Origin of the sequence: Ensifer sp. Root954 (genome assembly GCF_001429005.1) — a bacterium.
Lineage (GTDB): Bacteria > Pseudomonadota > Alphaproteobacteria > Rhizobiales > Rhizobiaceae > Ensifer > Ensifer adhaerens.
Genome location: NZ_LMJM01000015.1, coordinates 86,527 through 101,719 on the forward strand (window position 1 = coordinate 86,527; position 15,193 = coordinate 101,719).

General features: G+C 63.1%; 15 protein-coding genes. 10 read left to right on the forward strand and 5 right to left on the reverse strand.

Annotated features, from left to right (window positions below; translation table 11 throughout):
• The first annotated feature begins 158 nt into the window (after positions 1 to 158).
• Positions 159 to 1,031: a 3-hydroxybutyryl-CoA dehydrogenase gene (locus ASE71_RS09395; protein ID WP_034806743.1), complete on the forward strand. Its 873-nt coding sequence runs from the start codon at positions 159 to 161 to the stop codon at positions 1,029 to 1,031.
• Positions 1,032 to 1,100: 69 nt separating this feature from the next.
• Here the strand turns inward: ASE71_RS09395 and tlpA are convergent, their stop codons facing one another.
• Complete coding sequence (gene tlpA, locus ASE71_RS09400; RefSeq protein WP_034806622.1) at positions 1,101 to 1,772, reverse strand: thiol:disulfide interchange protein TlpA; 672 nt, start codon at positions 1,770 to 1,772, stop codon at positions 1,101 to 1,103.
• Positions 1,773 to 1,798: 26 nt separating this feature from the next.
• Here tlpA and argH point away from each other — a divergent pair, with 26 nt between their 5' ends.
• The 4 genes from argH to ASE71_RS09420 all read left to right on the forward strand — a co-directional run bounded on the left by argH (position 1,799) and on the right by ASE71_RS09420 (position 7,723).
• A complete protein-coding gene (gene argH, locus ASE71_RS09405) occupies positions 1,799 to 3,202 on the forward strand; it encodes an argininosuccinate lyase (protein WP_034806619.1) in 1,404 nt (467 codons plus the stop codon).
• A 118-nt stretch (positions 3,203 to 3,320) separates the two neighbouring features.
• A complete protein-coding gene (lptM, locus tag ASE71_RS09410) occupies positions 3,321 to 3,515 on the forward strand; it encodes an LPS translocon maturation chaperone LptM (protein ID WP_034806616.1) in 195 nt (64 codons plus the stop codon).
• Between the two features lie 72 nt (positions 3,516 to 3,587).
• The gene (gene lysA / locus ASE71_RS09415; protein WP_034806740.1) at positions 3,588 to 4,856 is read left to right on the forward strand and encodes a diaminopimelate decarboxylase; all 1,269 of its coding nucleotides are present in this window, start codon (positions 3,588 to 3,590) and stop codon (positions 4,854 to 4,856) included.
• Positions 4,857 to 5,062: 206 nt separating this feature from the next.
• On the forward strand, positions 5,063 to 7,723 hold the full coding sequence (locus ASE71_RS09420; protein WP_060518499.1) for a TIGR02302 family protein: 2,661 nt from the start codon (positions 5,063 to 5,065) through the stop codon (positions 7,721 to 7,723).
• A gap of 118 nt (positions 7,724 to 7,841) precedes the next feature.
• On the opposite strand, the gene ASE71_RS09425 is transcribed toward ASE71_RS09420, so the two are convergent.
• The 3 genes from ASE71_RS09425 to ASE71_RS09435 form a co-directional block, all read right to left on the reverse strand.
• Positions 7,842 to 8,201 carry a response regulator gene (locus ASE71_RS09425; protein WP_034806737.1) on the reverse strand — a complete coding sequence of 120 codons (360 nt, stop codon included), beginning with the start codon at positions 8,199 to 8,201 and terminating at the stop codon, positions 7,842 to 7,844.
• A gap of 222 nt (positions 8,202 to 8,423) precedes the next feature.
• Positions 8,424 to 8,969, reverse strand: a complete 546-nt coding sequence (gene hpt / locus ASE71_RS09430) for a hypoxanthine phosphoribosyltransferase (protein WP_034806612.1) — start codon at positions 8,967 to 8,969, stop codon at positions 8,424 to 8,426.
• Positions 8,970 to 9,033: 64 nt separating this feature from the next.
• Positions 9,034 to 9,702, reverse strand: a complete 669-nt coding sequence (locus tag ASE71_RS09435) for a hypothetical protein (protein WP_060518649.1) — start codon at positions 9,700 to 9,702, stop codon at positions 9,034 to 9,036.
• 307 nt (positions 9,703 to 10,009) lie between these two features.
• Between ASE71_RS09435 and ftsE the strand changes: the two genes are divergently transcribed.
• The 4 genes from ftsE (at position 10,010) to ASE71_RS09455 (ending at position 13,407) form a co-directional block, all read left to right on the forward strand.
• Positions 10,010 to 10,669, forward strand: coding sequence for a cell division ATP-binding protein FtsE (gene ftsE, locus ASE71_RS09440; RefSeq protein WP_034806610.1), 660 nt, complete (start codon positions 10,010 to 10,012; stop codon positions 10,667 to 10,669).
• A complete protein-coding gene (locus tag ASE71_RS09445) occupies positions 10,662 to 11,684 on the forward strand; it encodes a cell division protein FtsX (RefSeq protein WP_034806606.1) in 1,023 nt (340 codons plus the stop codon). The genes ftsE and ASE71_RS09445 overlap by 8 nt, the downstream gene beginning before the upstream one ends.
• Positions 11,685 to 11,781: 97 nt before the next feature.
• On the forward strand, positions 11,782 to 12,480 hold the full coding sequence (locus ASE71_RS09450) for a YdcF family protein (RefSeq protein ID WP_060518501.1): 699 nt from the start codon (positions 11,782 to 11,784) through the stop codon (positions 12,478 to 12,480).
• A gap of 135 nt (positions 12,481 to 12,615) precedes the next feature.
• Positions 12,616 to 13,407 carry a lysophospholipid acyltransferase family protein gene (locus tag ASE71_RS09455; protein ID WP_034806600.1) on the forward strand — a complete coding sequence of 264 codons (792 nt, stop codon included), beginning with the start codon at positions 12,616 to 12,618 and terminating at the stop codon, positions 13,405 to 13,407.
• A 4-nt stretch (positions 13,408 to 13,411) separates the two neighbouring features.
• On the opposite strand, the gene ASE71_RS09460 is transcribed toward ASE71_RS09455, so the two are convergent.
• Positions 13,412 to 13,963: a gamma-glutamylcyclotransferase gene (locus tag ASE71_RS09460; protein ID WP_060518502.1), complete on the reverse strand. Its 552-nt coding sequence runs from the start codon at positions 13,961 to 13,963 to the stop codon at positions 13,412 to 13,414.
• Positions 13,964 to 14,165: 202 nt separating this feature from the next.
• On the opposite strand from ASE71_RS09460, the gene ASE71_RS09465 reads away from it, so the two are divergent.
• On the forward strand, positions 14,166 to 15,176 hold the full coding sequence (locus tag ASE71_RS09465; RefSeq protein WP_060518505.1) for a DUF2125 domain-containing protein: 1,011 nt from the start codon (positions 14,166 to 14,168) through the stop codon (positions 15,174 to 15,176).
• The last annotated feature ends 17 nt before the right edge of the window (positions 15,177 to 15,193 follow it).

Below are 15,193 nucleotides of genomic sequence, written 5' to 3' on the forward strand. Positions count from 1 at the left end.
GCTGTAAGCCCAAATCGATGCCACCCTCCGCACCCATGAAAAGGGCTGGCAAAAGCGGGGACTTGGCATTAACAATCTACCGGGCCGGCCAAACCGGCCCGGTTTGCGTGTCTGATGGCGGCCTTGCCGCCAACCCTTGAAGATGGATGTTCGCCGCGATGATCAAGACGGTCGGAATTATTGGTGCCGGGCAAATGGGCTGTGGCATCGCACATGTTTCGGCAATCGCCGGATACAAGGTGCAGATCTATGATCTGGCCGCCGAACGGATCGAAGCGGGCCTTGCAACCGTCAACGGCAACCTTGCCCGTCAGGTCTCCTCCGGCAAGATGACCGACGAGGCCCGCAAGGCAGCCCTTGCCCTGATCAAGGGCTCTTCCGATATCAACGACCTGTCCCAGGCCGATCTTGTGATTGAAGCCGTCACCGAAGACGAAACGATCAAGCGCAAGATCTACGGTCAGGTTTGTCCGATCCTGAAGCCGGAAGCGATTCTCGCGACGAATACCTCGTCCCTGTCGATCACGCGCCTGGCCTCCGCCACCGATCGCCCCGAGCACTTCATGGGCATCCACTTCATGAACCCGGTTCCGGTGATGAAGCTGGTCGAGCTCGTGCGCGGCATCGCCACGGACGAACAGACCTTCAAGACCGCCAAGGAATTCGTCGCGACGCTCGACAAGACCGTGACAGTCGCCGAAGATTTTCCGGCCTTCATCGTCAACCGCATTCTGCTGCCGATGATCAACGAGGCGATCTATACGCTTTATGAAGGCGTCGGCAGTGTCGAGGCGATCGATACCGCCATGAAGCTCGGCGCCAACCATCCCATGGGCCCGCTGCAGCTTGCCGACTTCATCGGCCTCGACACCTGCCTGTCGATCATGCAGGTGCTCTATGACGGCCTGGCGGACTCGAAGTATCGCCCCTGCCCGCTGCTGGTGAAATATGTCGAAGCCGGCTGGCTCGGCCGCAAGTCCGGACGCGGCTTCTACGACTATCGCGGCGAAGTGCCGGTTCCCACCCGCTAATTCCGTCAGCATTTGACAAGAAAAACCCGGCGATCCGCCGGGTTTTTCTTTGTCCAGATCTAGTCTCCTTCAGCTTCCCGCAGCAGGAGCAAGCGCCGCGCTGATCAGCGCCTTGGCGTCGTCGCTGTCCCAGGCGGCCGGCCCGTTCATCGAGCCGATCAGGCAGCCCTTGTCGTCGAGCAGCAAGGTTGCCGGCAGGCCGAAGGCCAGGCCTTCCTTCTTCATGTTGTTGAACACGCCCATCGAGGCGTCGCGATAATAGCCAAGCTCGTGCACGGCCGTCTCGTCGAGGAAAGCCTTTGGCTTCTCGTCGTCGCCGACGTCGATGTTGATCGCCACCACTTCGAACTTGTCGCTGCCGAGCGACTTCTGCAGGGCGTTCAAGGCCGGCATTTCCTCGCGGCAGGGAACGCACCACGTCGCCCAGAGATTGACGAGCAGCGTCTTGCCGGCAAAGGCCGAGACATTGGTCGGCTTGCCGTCCGGACCGTTGAAGTCGAGCGCGATCGGCCGCGGCGACGACGCCGGCGACATCGCGGCGACCTGCCCCTTCATGAAGGGTGTCAGCGCCGCGACCTTGGCCGAGGTCAGCGGGCAACTGGCGGAGGCCGTTTCGGTTGCCTCACCATTGCCAGACCCGGTCTCCTTCACGTATACCGCTGCCGCACCGACGATCACGCCAAACAGGGCGGCGAGCGCGAACAGTTTCACGGCCGGGGGGGATTTCTTCTGGTCGGGCATTTCATTCTCCAAGGCGGGCATTCTTCATGGCTGACGGCAATTCCGAGACGAAATCCTCCAACCAGATGTGGGGCGGTCGCTTTGCCTCGGGTCCGGACGCGATCATGGAGGAAATAAATGCCTCGATCGGCTTCGACAAGAAGCTCTATGCCCAGGACATCCGCGGCTCAATAGCGCATGCGACGATGCTGGCGCATCAAGGCATCATTTCGGCCGACGACAAAGACAAGATCGTTCACGGCCTGAACACGATCCTGTCAGAGATCGAAAGTGGTGCGTTCGAGTTCTCGCGCCGCCTCGAAGACATCCACATGAACATCGAGGCCCGGCTCGCGACCCTGATCGGTCCGGCTGCCGGCCGCCTCCACACCGCCCGCTCGCGCAACGATCAGGTGGCGCTCGACTTCCGCCTCTGGGTCAAGGAAGAGCTGCAGCGCACCGAGAAAGCGCTGACGGCGCTGATCGCCGCCTTCCTCGACCGCGCCGAGGAACATGCAGATACCGTCATGCCCGGCTTCACCCATCTGCAGACCGCGCAGCCCGTCACCTTCGGCCATCACTGCATGGCCTATGTCGAGATGTTCGGCCGCGACCGCTCGCGCGTGCGTCACGCCATCGAGCACATGGACGAGAGCCCGATCGGCGCCGCCGCCCTTGCCGGCACCGGATTCCCGATCGACCGTCACATGACCGCCAAGGCGCTCGGCTTTGCCGGCCCGACCCGCAACTCGATCGACACGGTATCGGACCGCGACTTCGCGCTCGAATTCCTGTCGATGGCCTCGATCACTGCCACGCACCTGTCGCGGCTGGCCGAAGAGATCGTCATCTGGTCGACGCCGCAGTTCGGCTTCATCCGCCTGTCGGATGCATTTTCGACCGGCTCCTCGATCATGCCGCAGAAGAAGAATCCCGACGCCGCTGAACTGGTGCGCGCCAAGACCGGCCGCATCAACGGTTCGTTGATCGCGCTGCTCACGGTCATGAAGGGTCTGCCGCTCGCCTATTCCAAGGACATGCAGGAAGACAAGGAACAGGTCTTCGACTCAGCCGAAAGCCTCGAGCTGGCGATCGCCGCCATGACCGGCATGGTTCGTGACATGACCATCCGTAGCGATCGCATGAAGGCCGCCGCCGGCTCCGGCTATTCGACCGCGACCGACCTTGCCGACTGGCTGGTGCGTGAGGCGGGCCTGCCCTTCCGCGACGCCCACCATGTGACCGGCCGCGCCGTGGCGCTTGCCGAACAGAAGGGCTGCGACCTCGCGGATCTTTCGCTTGCCGACCTGCAGTCGATCCACGCCGACATCACCGAGAAGGTCTTCGATGTTCTGACGGTCGAAGCCTCCGTTGCCAGCCGTACCTCCTTCGGCGGCACGGCGCCCAACGAGGTTCGCAAGCAGATCGCCTGGTGGCGCGCCCGCAACTAAGACATCTGCTCCCAAGCCCGCTGCGGGCGGCTCTTCGCCCGCAGAAACAGGGTGCACAAGTGCCTGAAAAATCGGTAAGACATCGCACCTGCATCAGTTCCCGCGAAGGAAAATCACGATGACATTCACGAAGGCGGCCCGGCTTGCACTTCTGCTGGCGATCCCCGGGCTGGTTCTTGTCGGTTGTGGACGCAAGGGCGACCTCGATCGCCCCGGCTCGACCGCGCCGATCAACACCAAGGCGCCGGCAGGAACTGTCGAGCAGAAGGAAAAAGCAGACGAGCGTTCGTTCCTGCTCGATCCCCTCCTCTAGTAGAAATTACGCAATTCCGAACGGAAGCCGCTTCGCACTTTCCTGGAATTGCTCAAAGCCGAGCTGCGTGACGTGAACCATTTTCAATACCGCGACGGAATTCTCTACGCCGAAGATGTGCCGGTGACCGATATCGCCCGCGCCGTCGGCACACCCTTCTACTGCTACTCGACCGCCACGCTCGAGCGCCACTACACGGTGTTCTCCAAGGCTTTCGCCGATGTGGATGCGATGGTTTGCTATGCGATGAAGGCCAACTCGAACCAGGCGGTACTGAAGACGCTCGGCCGCCTCGGCGCCGGCGTCGACGTGGTCTCTGGCGGTGAGCTGCGCCGGGCGCTGGCGGCCGGCATCCCGGCAAACCGCATCATGTTCTCCGGCGTCGGCAAGACGCCGCTGGAAATGGATCTCGCACTGGAAGCCGGCATCTACTGCTTCAACGTCGAGTCCGAGCCGGAACTTGAGGTCCTTAACCAGCGCGCCGTTCGTGCCGGCAAGCGCGCCCATGTGTCCTTCCGCATCAACCCTGATGTTGACGCGAAGACCCATTCCAAGATTTCCACGGGCAAGAAGGAAAACAAGTTCGGCATTTCCTGGGAGCGCGCCCGTGCGGTCTACGCCCATGCCGCAACGCTGCCCGGCATTGAGGTGACCGGCATCGACATGCATATCGGCAGCCAGATCACCGAACTGCAGCCCTTCGACGACGCCTTCAAGCTGCTGCGCGAACTGGTCGATACCCTGCGCTCCGACGGCCACTCGATCGATCACGTCGACATCGGCGGCGGCCTCGGCATTCCCTACAAGGACGACAACAATCCGCCCCCGCTGCCGGACGCCTATGCGGAAATCGTCAAGAGCCAGCTGCAGTCGCTCGGCTGCAAGATCGTCACCGAACCGGGCCGGCTGATCGTCGGCAATGCCGGCATTCTTGTGACCGAAGTCATCTACGTGAAGGACGGTGGCGACAAGACCTTCGTCATCGTCGACGGTGCGATGAACGATCTCATCCGCCCGACCCTCTATGAGGCCTATCACGAGATCCGCCCGGTCCGCATTTCCGCCGCCAACGCGCCGCGCATCCGCGCCGACGTCGTGGGCCCGGTCTGCGAAACCGGCGACTATCTGGCGCTCGACCGCGAGATGGCGATGCCGAAGCCTGGCGATCTCTTTGCCATCAGCTCGGCCGGCGCCTACGGCGCCGTGCAAGCCAGCACCTACAATTCACGCCTCCTGATCCCGGAAGTTCTGGTCAAGGGCGACCGTTTCCACGTCGTTCGCCCGCGTCAGGACTATGACGCGTTGATCGGTCTCGATTCGGTGCCGGACTGGCTCGACTGACCCGTCCGGGCGCGACAACGACAATCTGTGGATCGGCCGCCCGGCCGATCACGATTGTGTTTGCGCCCTCGTCTTCGCCACAAACGATGGTATCCTGAACGCAAGCGGGATAGGCGAAGTTGCGTGCATTTTTGAGCTCGGCCGTCGCCTCACTATATTGGGTCAGCCACAAGCGTTGATGGGCGACCGAAAGGAAACTTGGGCGGATGACGCAATTCCGGCAGGATGAAACGCCACAACCGAAGCCGTTTTCGAGAACTCTGGCGCTGAAGAGATGGCTGGCGCGCGCGGTGCTGGTCGCCGAGCAGGTCCTGCCGCGTATCCTTCTGCCCGGCGCGATCGCCCTTCTGTTTCTTGCCTTCGCCTGGCTCGGCTTCTTTCGCGCTGCACCTTTCTGGCTGCATGCGGTGGCGCTCTTTGCCTTTGCGCTAACCTTCCTCGCCTCTCTCGTACCGCTCAGCCGGTTGCGGCTTCCCGGTAATGCCGATGCCGATCGCATGCTCGAAGAGCGCAATGCGCTGCCGCATCAGGCCATCCGCGTCCAGGACGATCGCCCCGCGACCGACACCCCTCTGGGCGAGGCGCTCTGGCGCGAACACCAGGCGCGCATGGCACGCATGATCGGCACCCTCGAGACTGGCCTGCCGCGGCCCGATATCGCCAGGCACGATCCCTTCGCGCTCAGGGCCGTGCCTGTGCTGCTCGCTTGCGTCGCCTTTGCCTATTCCTATTCCAACCGCGCCGGATTGCTGAGCGATGCGTTCCGGCTGCCGCAGACGTCGATCGAGGCTGCCAACATCCGCGTCGATGCCTGGGTGACGCCGCCGCCCTATACCGGGCGGGCGCCAATCTTCCTGACGGGCAAGCCGGAAGCCGCCGCTGCCGTGAATGAAGACGCCGCGGCGATCACCATCCCGCAGTTCAGCGACATCACCGTCCGGATCACCGGCGCCGGTGCGGACGCGCCAGTGCGCTACGCGGAAACCGGCGGGAGCAAACCGATCGCCATTCCGGTGGCCGGCGAAAAGGCCGAGGAGAAACAGAGCAAGCCGAAAGTGGACGATACCGGCCCGAAGGTCGCCGAAATGGTTGCAACGGAGCCGGCGCGCAATCCGAATGCCGTGCGCAACCACGTCTACAAGGTCGTCAAGGATGGCGAACTTATCGTCGGCAGCCAGCGCTGGGCGTTCAAGATCACCCCGGACGGCGTGCCTCAGATCGCCTTTGACGGAATCCCCCATCCGACCATCAACGCGGCGCTCGAAATCACGTTTACGGCCAACGACGATTACGGCATCGCCCAGGCCTGGGCGGAGCTCAAGCCGCTCGACGAACCGGCGGAAGGCGCCCGCGCGCTCTATCCGCTACCGGAATACCGGCTCGATCTGCCGCGCCGTAACGCGCGCGAGGCAAAGGGCACGACCAGCCGAAACCTCAGCGAGCATCCGCTCGCCGGCAAGCGGGTAGCGGTGACGCTCGTCGCCCGGGATGCTGCCGGACAGGAAGGCCGCAGCCCGCCGCACGACATGATCCTGCCTGCCCGCCAGTTCTCGCAGCCGCTCGCCGGCGCCGTCGCCGAACAGCGTCAGGTTTTCGCGCTCAATGCCAACGACCTGCCGCGCGCCATCGACCTCAACGACGCCGTCACCTCGCTTGCCGAGGACTGGATCCCGAACCTCACTCATTTCCTGCTGTTGAAATCGGCGCGCACCCGTATGGCGCTCGCCTATAACGACGACATGTTGCGCGATGCTGCCGGATACCTCTGGGAGATCGCGCTCGGCATCGAGGACGGCGACCTGTCGCTTGCCGAGCGCCGCCTGCGCGAAGCCCAGCAGGCGCTGTCGGACGCCTTGGAGCGCAACGCTTCGGACCAGGAAATCGCCAAGCTGATGCAGGAACTGCGCCAGGCGATGCAGGAATACATGCAGGCGCTCGCCGAGCAGGCGATGAAAAATCCACGCATGACCGGCAAGCTCGACCCGAACAACATCCTGCGCCAGCAGGACCTCGAGAAGATGATGAACCAGATCGAGAATCTGGCGCGCTCGGGCGCGCGCGATCAGGCACAGCAGATGCTCTCGGAACTGCAGCGCATGATGAACAACCTCCAGGCTGGCCGCAGCCAGCAGCAGATGGGCGAGCAGAACGACGCCATGCGCCAGCAGATGGACAAGCTCGGCAAGCTGATGCAGCAACAGCAGCAGTTGATGGACGAGACCTTCAAGTTCGATCAGGCCCTGCGTGACCGGATGCAGCGGGGCGACCCGCTGCAGGGCGAAGACAACGAGCTCTTCGGTCAGGAAATGCCGCAGGACCCAGGTCAGCAGGGCGATCCGAATGGTCAGCCCAGCCCGCTTGACAACATGACCGCCGAACAGCTCAAGGATGCACTGAAACAGCTGAAAGAGCAGCAGGACGCACTCGGAAAACAGCTCGGTGAGCTGAACAAGGGCCTGGAAAGCATGGGCATCAAGCCCGGCAAGGGCTTCGGCGAAGCCAAGCGCGAAATGGACGGCGCTTCCGGCGCGCTCGGCAAGGGCCAGGGCGAACAAGCCGTCGGCAATCAGGGCCGCGCGCTACAGGCCCTGCGCCAAGGCGCCCAGGATATGATGAACCAGATGCAGGGCCAAGGTCAGGGCGGCCCTGGCATGGGTGTTCCGCAATACGGTCAAAACGGCCGCGATCCTTTGGGACGACGGCAACAGAATCTCGGCCCGAATTTCGGCGACCAGGTCAAGGTTCCAGACGAGATCGATTCTCAGCGCGCCCGACAAATCCTTGACGAGATTCGCCGCAGGCTGGGCGACAGCCTGTCGCCGGAGCAGGAGCGCCAGTACCTCGAACGCCTGCTCGACATGCGCTGAGCCGAGCGCCCGGCTCAGCCCTTTGCCTCATCACGGCAGAACATGACAACGGCTCCCGTCGCATCCAATCGATGCGCCGGGTCGCAGTCCTGTTGCTGTGGGCCGGCAGGTCTGGCCGTCAGGCGGCCAACGCCAGCGCGACTGCCTTGCGGATATCGGGAAGGGAGAAGGGCTTGGAGATGACGTCGACGATTTTGTCGGTGAGATCGTCAGCCCGCTCGCGCTGCTCGGCATAGCCGGTCATCAGCAGGATCTTCATGGCCGGAAAGGCCGCCGACGCCTGGTGCGTCAGCTCGATGCCGTCCATCACGGGCATACGGATATCGGAGAGCAGAAGGTCGAACGCCTCGGCCTCCAGGCAGGCAAGGCCATCGGCCCCATCGCCCGCTTCGACCGTCTCGTGGCCGTCGAGCCTCAGGGCCCGCGCAACGAAGGAACGCAATGCATCCTCGTCCTCGGTAATCAGGATCTTCGCCATCATGGCCTCCGCGTTCGCTTCCGAGTCCGGCGTTCACGCCGGCACCCGCACCTGATCCAAAAGTACAGCGGGCGTGGATCATCGGGAGACACACTGGCGCTGCAGCGCCGCCGATCCCCGTCGAGAATCACTGCGGCACGCACCAAAACAACCAGTTTTTCGTTTGTGTTCGGTAAACGCCGAACGACTGGATTTCAGGGCGCATGCCCCAAATCGAGACGTTTACTCGGCGTCGCCGGTGACAACACCGACAAAAGGCAGCTCGCGGAAGGCATAGGCGACGTCCATGCCGTAGCCGACGACGAAGTGATCGGGGCATTCGAAGCCGACATAATCCGCCTCGAGCTCGACCTTGCGCTTGACCCGCTTGTCGAGCAGCACGGCGATCGTGACGTTGCGGGCGCCGCGCTCGTACATCAGTTCCTTGGCGAAACGCAGCGTGCGGCCGGATTCGAGAATGTCGTCGATCAGCAGAACGTCGCGCCCATGCACGTCGCTGTCGATATCCTTGGTGATCTTGACGCCCTGCGAAACGGTGCCGGTGCCGTAGCTCGACAGCGTGATGAACTCGACTTCCGGTGCCAGACCGGCCGTATGCATCGAGCGGATCAGATCGGCCGCGAAGATGAACGATCCCTTGAGCACCGCGATCACCAGTAGATCCTTGTGCGGGCCGTTGACGATCATTCCGGCGAGCTCGCTGTTGCGGGCAGCGATGGTTTCGGCCGTATAGAGAGGTTCGATATTCTTACCGCGAACAACGGGCATCAAGGCTTCTCCAGCGTTTCATCCGGAAGACCTTAAGCCTTCCCTTTGGCGCCGCTTAGCACAATCAGCGGGCCGAAACACCGTTTTCGGCGAAGGAAACCGTCACATCCGGCATTTTTCCACCCGCATAGGGCAGTCTCGTCATGAAATGACGGCTCTCACCGGGCGCGACGGCAGCACCCTCGGGCATCACCCGTGTCGTCGTGACCTTGCGCCCGTTGGCGGCAATCTCCACCACGACGAGCGGCAATCGCTGCTCGATATCGGAGCGATTGTCGATCGAACCATAGACGGACAGCACACGCATGCCGCCGGAGTAATCGAGCCCACTCTTGATCCCCGATATCGTCAGCGGCTGGACGTCGGCCTGTCCATCGCCGGCAAAGCCGACGATCGCCAGGAAGGAAGCAAGCGCAACGCCCGCGACCATCCCGGCAAAGCGGCGTGCCGGCATGTCGCGCAGCCGCGTTTCGGCAAGACGCAACAATCGAGCGCCGAGCGACGGCTCCTGCTCCACGACCGTCAGCGTCGGCCGCCTGCGGCTGCCCGTTTGTGCATTGTCGTTGAAAACAGGATAGGGCGTGCGGCGCGACGAAGCGGATATCACCTCGAATTCCGCATCCACATAGTCGGCGCGCCTCGGCGCTGAAGCCCCGTCGCGTCCGCCGCGCTCGGGCGGCAGGAAATCTGTATCGGCGTTGTTGCTGGCGGATTTGGTCCGGAATGCCTGCATGATCATTTCCTCCTGTCCCGCAAGAGAACACGGCCGCAGGCGGCCAGTTTGTCTGCGAAACCCTCGGGCAATGCCAAGCCTCATGCGGTGCAAGAACTAGGCATTGCATCAAATCTTTCCGACACGTAAACCGGAATGGTTAATGTTTCGGAAAGACGTCGCGAAAGCGGCGCCTTTTCATGAAAAATTAACCGTCACTTAACCATGATTCCGCTGGCGGTTTTGCCTTTCTTGGCTGGTCGTCCTATGCGCGGAGGACCGGAACCGGCCGTCGGTTGCAGGGCCGTGAGAGAGACTGGGCTGCCGCTTGATTCACTTTGAGAACGTCGGACTGCGCTATGGCATGGGACCGGAAATCCTCCGGGACCTGACCTTCGACATTCCACGCCGTTCATTCCAGTTCCTGACGGGTCCGTCGGGCGCCGGCAAGACCACGTTGCTGCGGCTTCTTTTCCTCTCGCTGCAGCCGACACGCGGCCTGATCCGGATGTTCGACCGCAACATTTCGTCGATCCCGCGCGAAGAATTCCCGATGCTGCGCCGGCGCGTCGGCATCGTCTTCCAGGACTTTCGCCTGCTCGATCATCTCACCACCTACGAGAACGTCGCGCTGCCGTTGCGCGTGCGCGGCAAGGAGGAGACGAGCTACCGTGCAGACGTGCTGGAGCTTTTGAAATGGGTGGGTCTCGGCGAGCGCATCAACGTGCTGCCACCGGTCCTTTCCGGCGGTGAAAAACAGCGCGCCGCCATCGCTCGGGCGCTGATCGACCGGCCGGAGATCCTGCTTGCCGACGAGCCGACCGGCAACGTCGATCCGCCGATGGCAAGGCGCCTGCTCAATCTTTTCCTCGAGCTCAACCGGCTCGGCACGGCGGTCGTGATCGCCACCCACGATCTGTCGCTGATGGACCAGGTGGAGGCGCGGCGCATGATCCTTTCGCAAGGGCGGCTCGACATCTATGAGTGACAGCCGCACGAAACACCAAAAGGATGTGCCCGAACAGGCACCGGAGGCACAACAGCGCCGGACGGAAATGCGCGTGCGCCCGACCGGCCCGATCGTGCCGTCGAGCAATGTGTCGGGCCATGCGCTGATGTGCGTCATCGCCATCATGTCGTTCCTCGCCTGCCTGACGCTCGGCGGCGTCAGCATGGTGCGAGCCACGGCCCAGAGCTGGCAGTCGCAGATCTCCCGCGAGATCACCATCCAGATCAAGCCCGACGACAATCTCGACATGGAAAAGGCGCTGGCGGATGCCCGCGACCTGGCGCTGACCTTCAGTGGCACGACGGACGGCAAGATCGTCGACCGGGCCGCCACCGCCCGCCTGCTCGAACCCTGGCTCGGCGAAGGCCTCGATCTTGACGAATTGCCCGTGCCGCGCCTCGTCATCATCACCATCGACGAAAGCAATCCGCCGGACTTTGCGGCCATGCGCAAGGCGCTGACAGAAATAATCCCGCAGGCTTTCCTCGACGACCACCGCACCTGGGTCGACCGGCTGGTCGCCATGGCCAACACCACGGCCATGATCGGCACCGGCGTGCTGACCCTGGTCTTTTCCGCCATGGTGCTGACAGTGGTCTTCGCAACGCGCGGCGCGCTGTCGGGCAATCGCCATATCGTCGAGGTGCTGCATTTCGTCGGTGCCGAAGCCGGCTTCGTTGCGTCGGAATTCCAGAAGCACTTCCTCAGGATCAGCCTCAAGGGCGCCGGCGCCGGCGGTCTGCTCGCAGCACTTTTCTTTGCGCTCGCGGGTTTCTGGCAGTCACGGACCTTGGCGACCCCCGAGACAGATCAGGCCACCGCCCTCTTCGGTACCTTCACCATCGGCTATGGTGGCTATCTCGGCATTGCCGCGATCATCGTCGTCATCGCCATCCTGACGACCGTTACGGCGCGGCTGACGGTTACCCGCACGATCTACGAAATAGACCTCATCCGTTCGGACCCCGGCCGTACCGACCTCTACCAAAGCTGAGCCGCCTGATGTTTCGCCGCCACTCGATCTATTCCTTGCCGCAATCTGCGGCTATGTGAAGAGAATCATGATGGCGCGAGAGCTACGCGGGAACGGAATGACCGGAGGAGATAAATGGCACGGGCAAGCCGACGATCGCCGGCGGTCCCGCAGTCTCCTGCGCAAAATCCTCCGCCGAACCTTCTTCGTCCTGCTCCTGCCGCTGGCAATCCTGATCGCCGCCTTCCTGAACTTTGCCGACACGGTCGCCTCCCTGCAGCCGCCGGGTCATCCGAAGGCCGACGCGATCGTGGTCCTGACCGGCGGTTTCCAGCGCATCGACCAGGCGGTCGATCTTCTGAAGGGTGGCGCCGGCAAGCGCCTGCTGATCTCCGGGGTTCACCCGGCGACCACAGGCAGCCAGATCCGCCGCAACACCCAGAGCTCGGCCGACCTTTTCAAGTGCTGCGTCGACATCGGCCATGAGGCGATCGATACCATCGGAAATGCCACGGAAGCGGCGCAATGGATCCATGATCGCGGCTATGCGAGCGTGCTCGTCGTCACCAACAACTATCACATGCCGCGCAGCCTCCTGGAACTGCGCCGCGCCCGGCCGGAAACGGAGTTCATCCCCTACCCGGTCGTCAACTCCGATCTGAAGACCACAAACTGGCTGCGCAACCCGATGGTGCTGAAGTCGATCCTTCTGGAATTCGGCAAGTATACGGTGGCTTCGATACGCGACTTCGCCGGCGCCCGCCCGACCAGCGGCCTGCGCACCGACGCATCGCGCGCGACGCCCGCCGAAGAATAAGGGCCGGCAGGAACAGCCTTCGCCGCTGCAAAGTGAAACAGAGCAGTTTTCCTTCAGCACTTAATCGTGTAGGCAGCGATCAACCGGCTCAAAGACGCCGGTCCCCTTGAGACCTCGCCTACGAGAGCGTGCCTGATGATCGTCTTGCGTTCGATCCTTTTCAACATGGTGTTCTACGCCAATCTGATCGTGCAGATGATCGTGCTGACCCCGATCTACTTCCTGCTGCCGCGCAAGAAGGCGTGGTTCGTGCCGAAGAACTGGGTGCGCAGCAACCACTGGCTCATGGAAAAGATGGTCGGCACGACCTTCGAGATCGAAGGCTTGGAGAATATCCCCGAGGTTCCCTATATCTTCGCTCCCAAGCACCAGTCCTTCTGGGATGCCTATGCGCTGCTCCCCTGGCTCAGCGATCCCTTTTATATCCTGAAGCGCGAGCTCACCTGGATCCCGCTCTTCGGCTGGTATGTGCTCAAGCAACGCATGGTTCCGGTAAATCGCGCGGCGCGCGGCAAGGCGATGACCGGCGTGATGGACCGCACCAAGCAGGAAATGGCAACCGGCCGCGAGCTCATCATCTACCCGGAAGGCACGCGTCGCCCGCCGGGCGCTCCGCCGGAATACAAATACGGCATCGCCCGCCTCTACCGCGACCTCAGCGTACCGGTGGTGCCGGTCGCCATGCATCCCGGCCTCTTCTGGCCGCGCCGCAAGTTCCTGCGCTTTCCCGGCCACTTCAAGGTTCGCATCCTGCCGCCCATCGAGGCCGGCATGGACCCGGACGCTTTCCTGGCGAAGCTCGTCGAGGTAACCGAGAGGGCGAGCGACGAGTTGCTCGTCGAAACCGTGAAGGCCAATCCGCACCTGCCGCTACCGCCGACCGCCCAGCAGCGGCTGAAGGAACTGAAGGCAGAAGGCCGGGCCTGAACCTTCAGGCCCGGGCTGAACGCGGCGCCTGCCGCAGCAATCCGACCACCTCTTCCAGCCAGTGATCGCGGATACCCATCTCCTTGAGATGGGCGAGCGTGTTGAACACGTATTCGCTGTTCGGCCCGGATTTTCCCGTCGAAACCGCGACGATGCCGGCCGCCTCCGTGGTGGTCAGCGAGCCCGCATACTGGACGTGGGCGCGGTCGATGACGTAGGCGAGCGCCGGAACGCGGCGGCCGTCGGCAAGCAGCACCGGCATGGTGCGTTCCTTGTAGACGTGGGTCACCAGTTCACGCTCGCGCAGATAATCGACGACATCCGCCTGCTGCCCGCGCTGGACGCGAAACGCCGTCCCGATGCAGGAGCCGCCGCGGTCGAGCCCAAGCACCAGCCCCGGCCGCTGTTCGGTGCCACGGTGAACCCAGGAATGCACGCAGAGTGAGCGGCGAAAACCGAAGGCGCGTGCCGTGAGCTTCTCCTCGAAGGCAAAGCCCGGGTTCCACATCAGCGAGCCGTAGCCAAAGACCCAAAATTCGTCCATATCCACTGTCATTCAACCCGCGCTGCTGTTCTCACTGCCGAATCACGATCGGTCGCGTGGGACGGTGAGCCATTTTCGGTTTCTACGGCACAGCATCCCGGCACGAAAGAGACAAGGTCGTCCTCCTGCGGCCGAAGGAAAGAATAGTTTTGCGGATCGATGGCGCCACCCGAAAGGCAGCCTCCATCCTGTTTTGAGTGAGGTACCCGCGCCCATGTCGGCCACCGCAGTCTCCAACCCATCGCCGGTCAGCCGGAAATTCCGCTGGCTCCTGGCAGGCATCGTGCTTGTCACCGGCGTTTATTCGGCCGGCTGGTTTCTCGCCGCCGACCAGATCGAGAAGCGGCTTGCGACCCGCCTCGCCGAAGGACAGGCAGCCGGCCTCGGCGGCGAATGCACCAACATGGACGTGCGCGGCTTCCCGTTCCGCATCGGCCTCTTCTGCGACAAGGTCCATCTGGACGACACCCGCAACGGCACCTCGGCCTCGTTCGGAGCGCTGAGGACCGCTGCCCAGGTCTACCAGCCGGGCCATGCGGTGATCGAGCTTGACGGCCCGGCCGAGATCCGGGCTTCCCCCGGCCTCAACATCTTCGCCGACTGGACGTTGCTGCATGCGAGCGTGCGCGCGACCCTGTCCGGCGTTGACCGCACGTCGCTGACCTACGACAACCTGACGGGCCGGTTGCGATTGCCGCTTGAAGGCGACGGATTTGGCTTCGGCGCCAGCCACGGCGAATTGCACCTGCGCCAGAACGGCGCGGATCTCGACGCCGCCTTGAGCGTCGACAAACTGGACGTTCGGCCCGAGGAAGGCCCGAGCCTCGCACCGCCGGCGACCGCCGCCGCCGACCTGACCTTCACCGACCGGGCCGGATGGATGACAACCCCGCCGACGCCTGAGATGTTTCGCGGCAGCAAGGGCGAGCTGAGACAGCTCACCCTCGACCTCGGCTCGGGCATGAACGCCAAGCTTTCCGGGCCGTTCTCGGTCAATGATCAGGGACTGATTTCTGGCGAGTTCTCGCTGACGATGACCAATATCGAGGCCTGGCGCGCCAATCTGGTCACCCTGATCCCGGATGATGCCAACCTCGTCGACAACACCGCCAACATGCTGAAGGCTCTCGCCAACGGCAAGAACGAGGCGACCGTGAAGCTCAACGTGCGCGACGGCACGGCATTCCTCGCCTTCATCCCGATCGGCGTCCTGCCGACCCTCTAGGCTACGGCCATACGCCT

Bases quoted from the DNA above. Each gene is read 5' to 3' on its own strand.
- hpt (WP_034806612.1), bottom strand. From the start codon at position 8,969: ATGCCCGTTGTTCGCGGTAAGAATATCGAACCTCTCTATACGGCCGAA.
- ASE71_RS09465 (WP_060518505.1), top strand. From the start codon at position 14,166: ATGTCGGCCACCGCAGTCTCCAACCCATCGCCGGTCAGCCGGAAATTC.
- ASE71_RS09455 (WP_034806600.1), top strand. From the start codon at position 12,616: ATGATCGTCTTGCGTTCGATCCTTTTCAACATGGTGTTCTACGCCAAT.
- lptM (WP_034806616.1), top strand. From the start codon at position 3,321: ATGACATTCACGAAGGCGGCCCGGCTTGCACTTCTGCTGGCGATCCCC.
- ASE71_RS09395 (WP_034806743.1), top strand. From the start codon at position 159: ATGATCAAGACGGTCGGAATTATTGGTGCCGGGCAAATGGGCTGTGGC.
- ASE71_RS09425 (WP_034806737.1), bottom strand. From the start codon at position 8,201: ATGGCGAAGATCCTGATTACCGAGGACGAGGATGCATTGCGTTCCTTC.
- ASE71_RS09450 (WP_060518501.1), top strand. From the start codon at position 11,782: ATGACCGGAGGAGATAAATGGCACGGGCAAGCCGACGATCGCCGGCGG.
- ASE71_RS09460 (WP_060518502.1), bottom strand. From the start codon at position 13,963: ATGACAGTGGATATGGACGAATTTTGGGTCTTTGGCTACGGCTCGCTG.
- tlpA (WP_034806622.1), bottom strand. From the start codon at position 1,772: ATGCCCGACCAGAAGAAATCCCCCCCGGCCGTGAAACTGTTCGCGCTC.
- ASE71_RS09445 (WP_034806606.1), top strand. From the start codon at position 10,662: ATGAGTGACAGCCGCACGAAACACCAAAAGGATGTGCCCGAACAGGCA.
- ASE71_RS09420 (WP_060518499.1), top strand. From the start codon at position 5,063: ATGACGCAATTCCGGCAGGATGAAACGCCACAACCGAAGCCGTTTTCG.
- argH (WP_034806619.1), top strand. From the start codon at position 1,799: ATGGCTGACGGCAATTCCGAGACGAAATCCTCCAACCAGATGTGGGGC.
- ASE71_RS09435 (WP_060518649.1), bottom strand. From the start codon at position 9,702: ATGCAGGCATTCCGGACCAAATCCGCCAGCAACAACGCCGATACAGAT.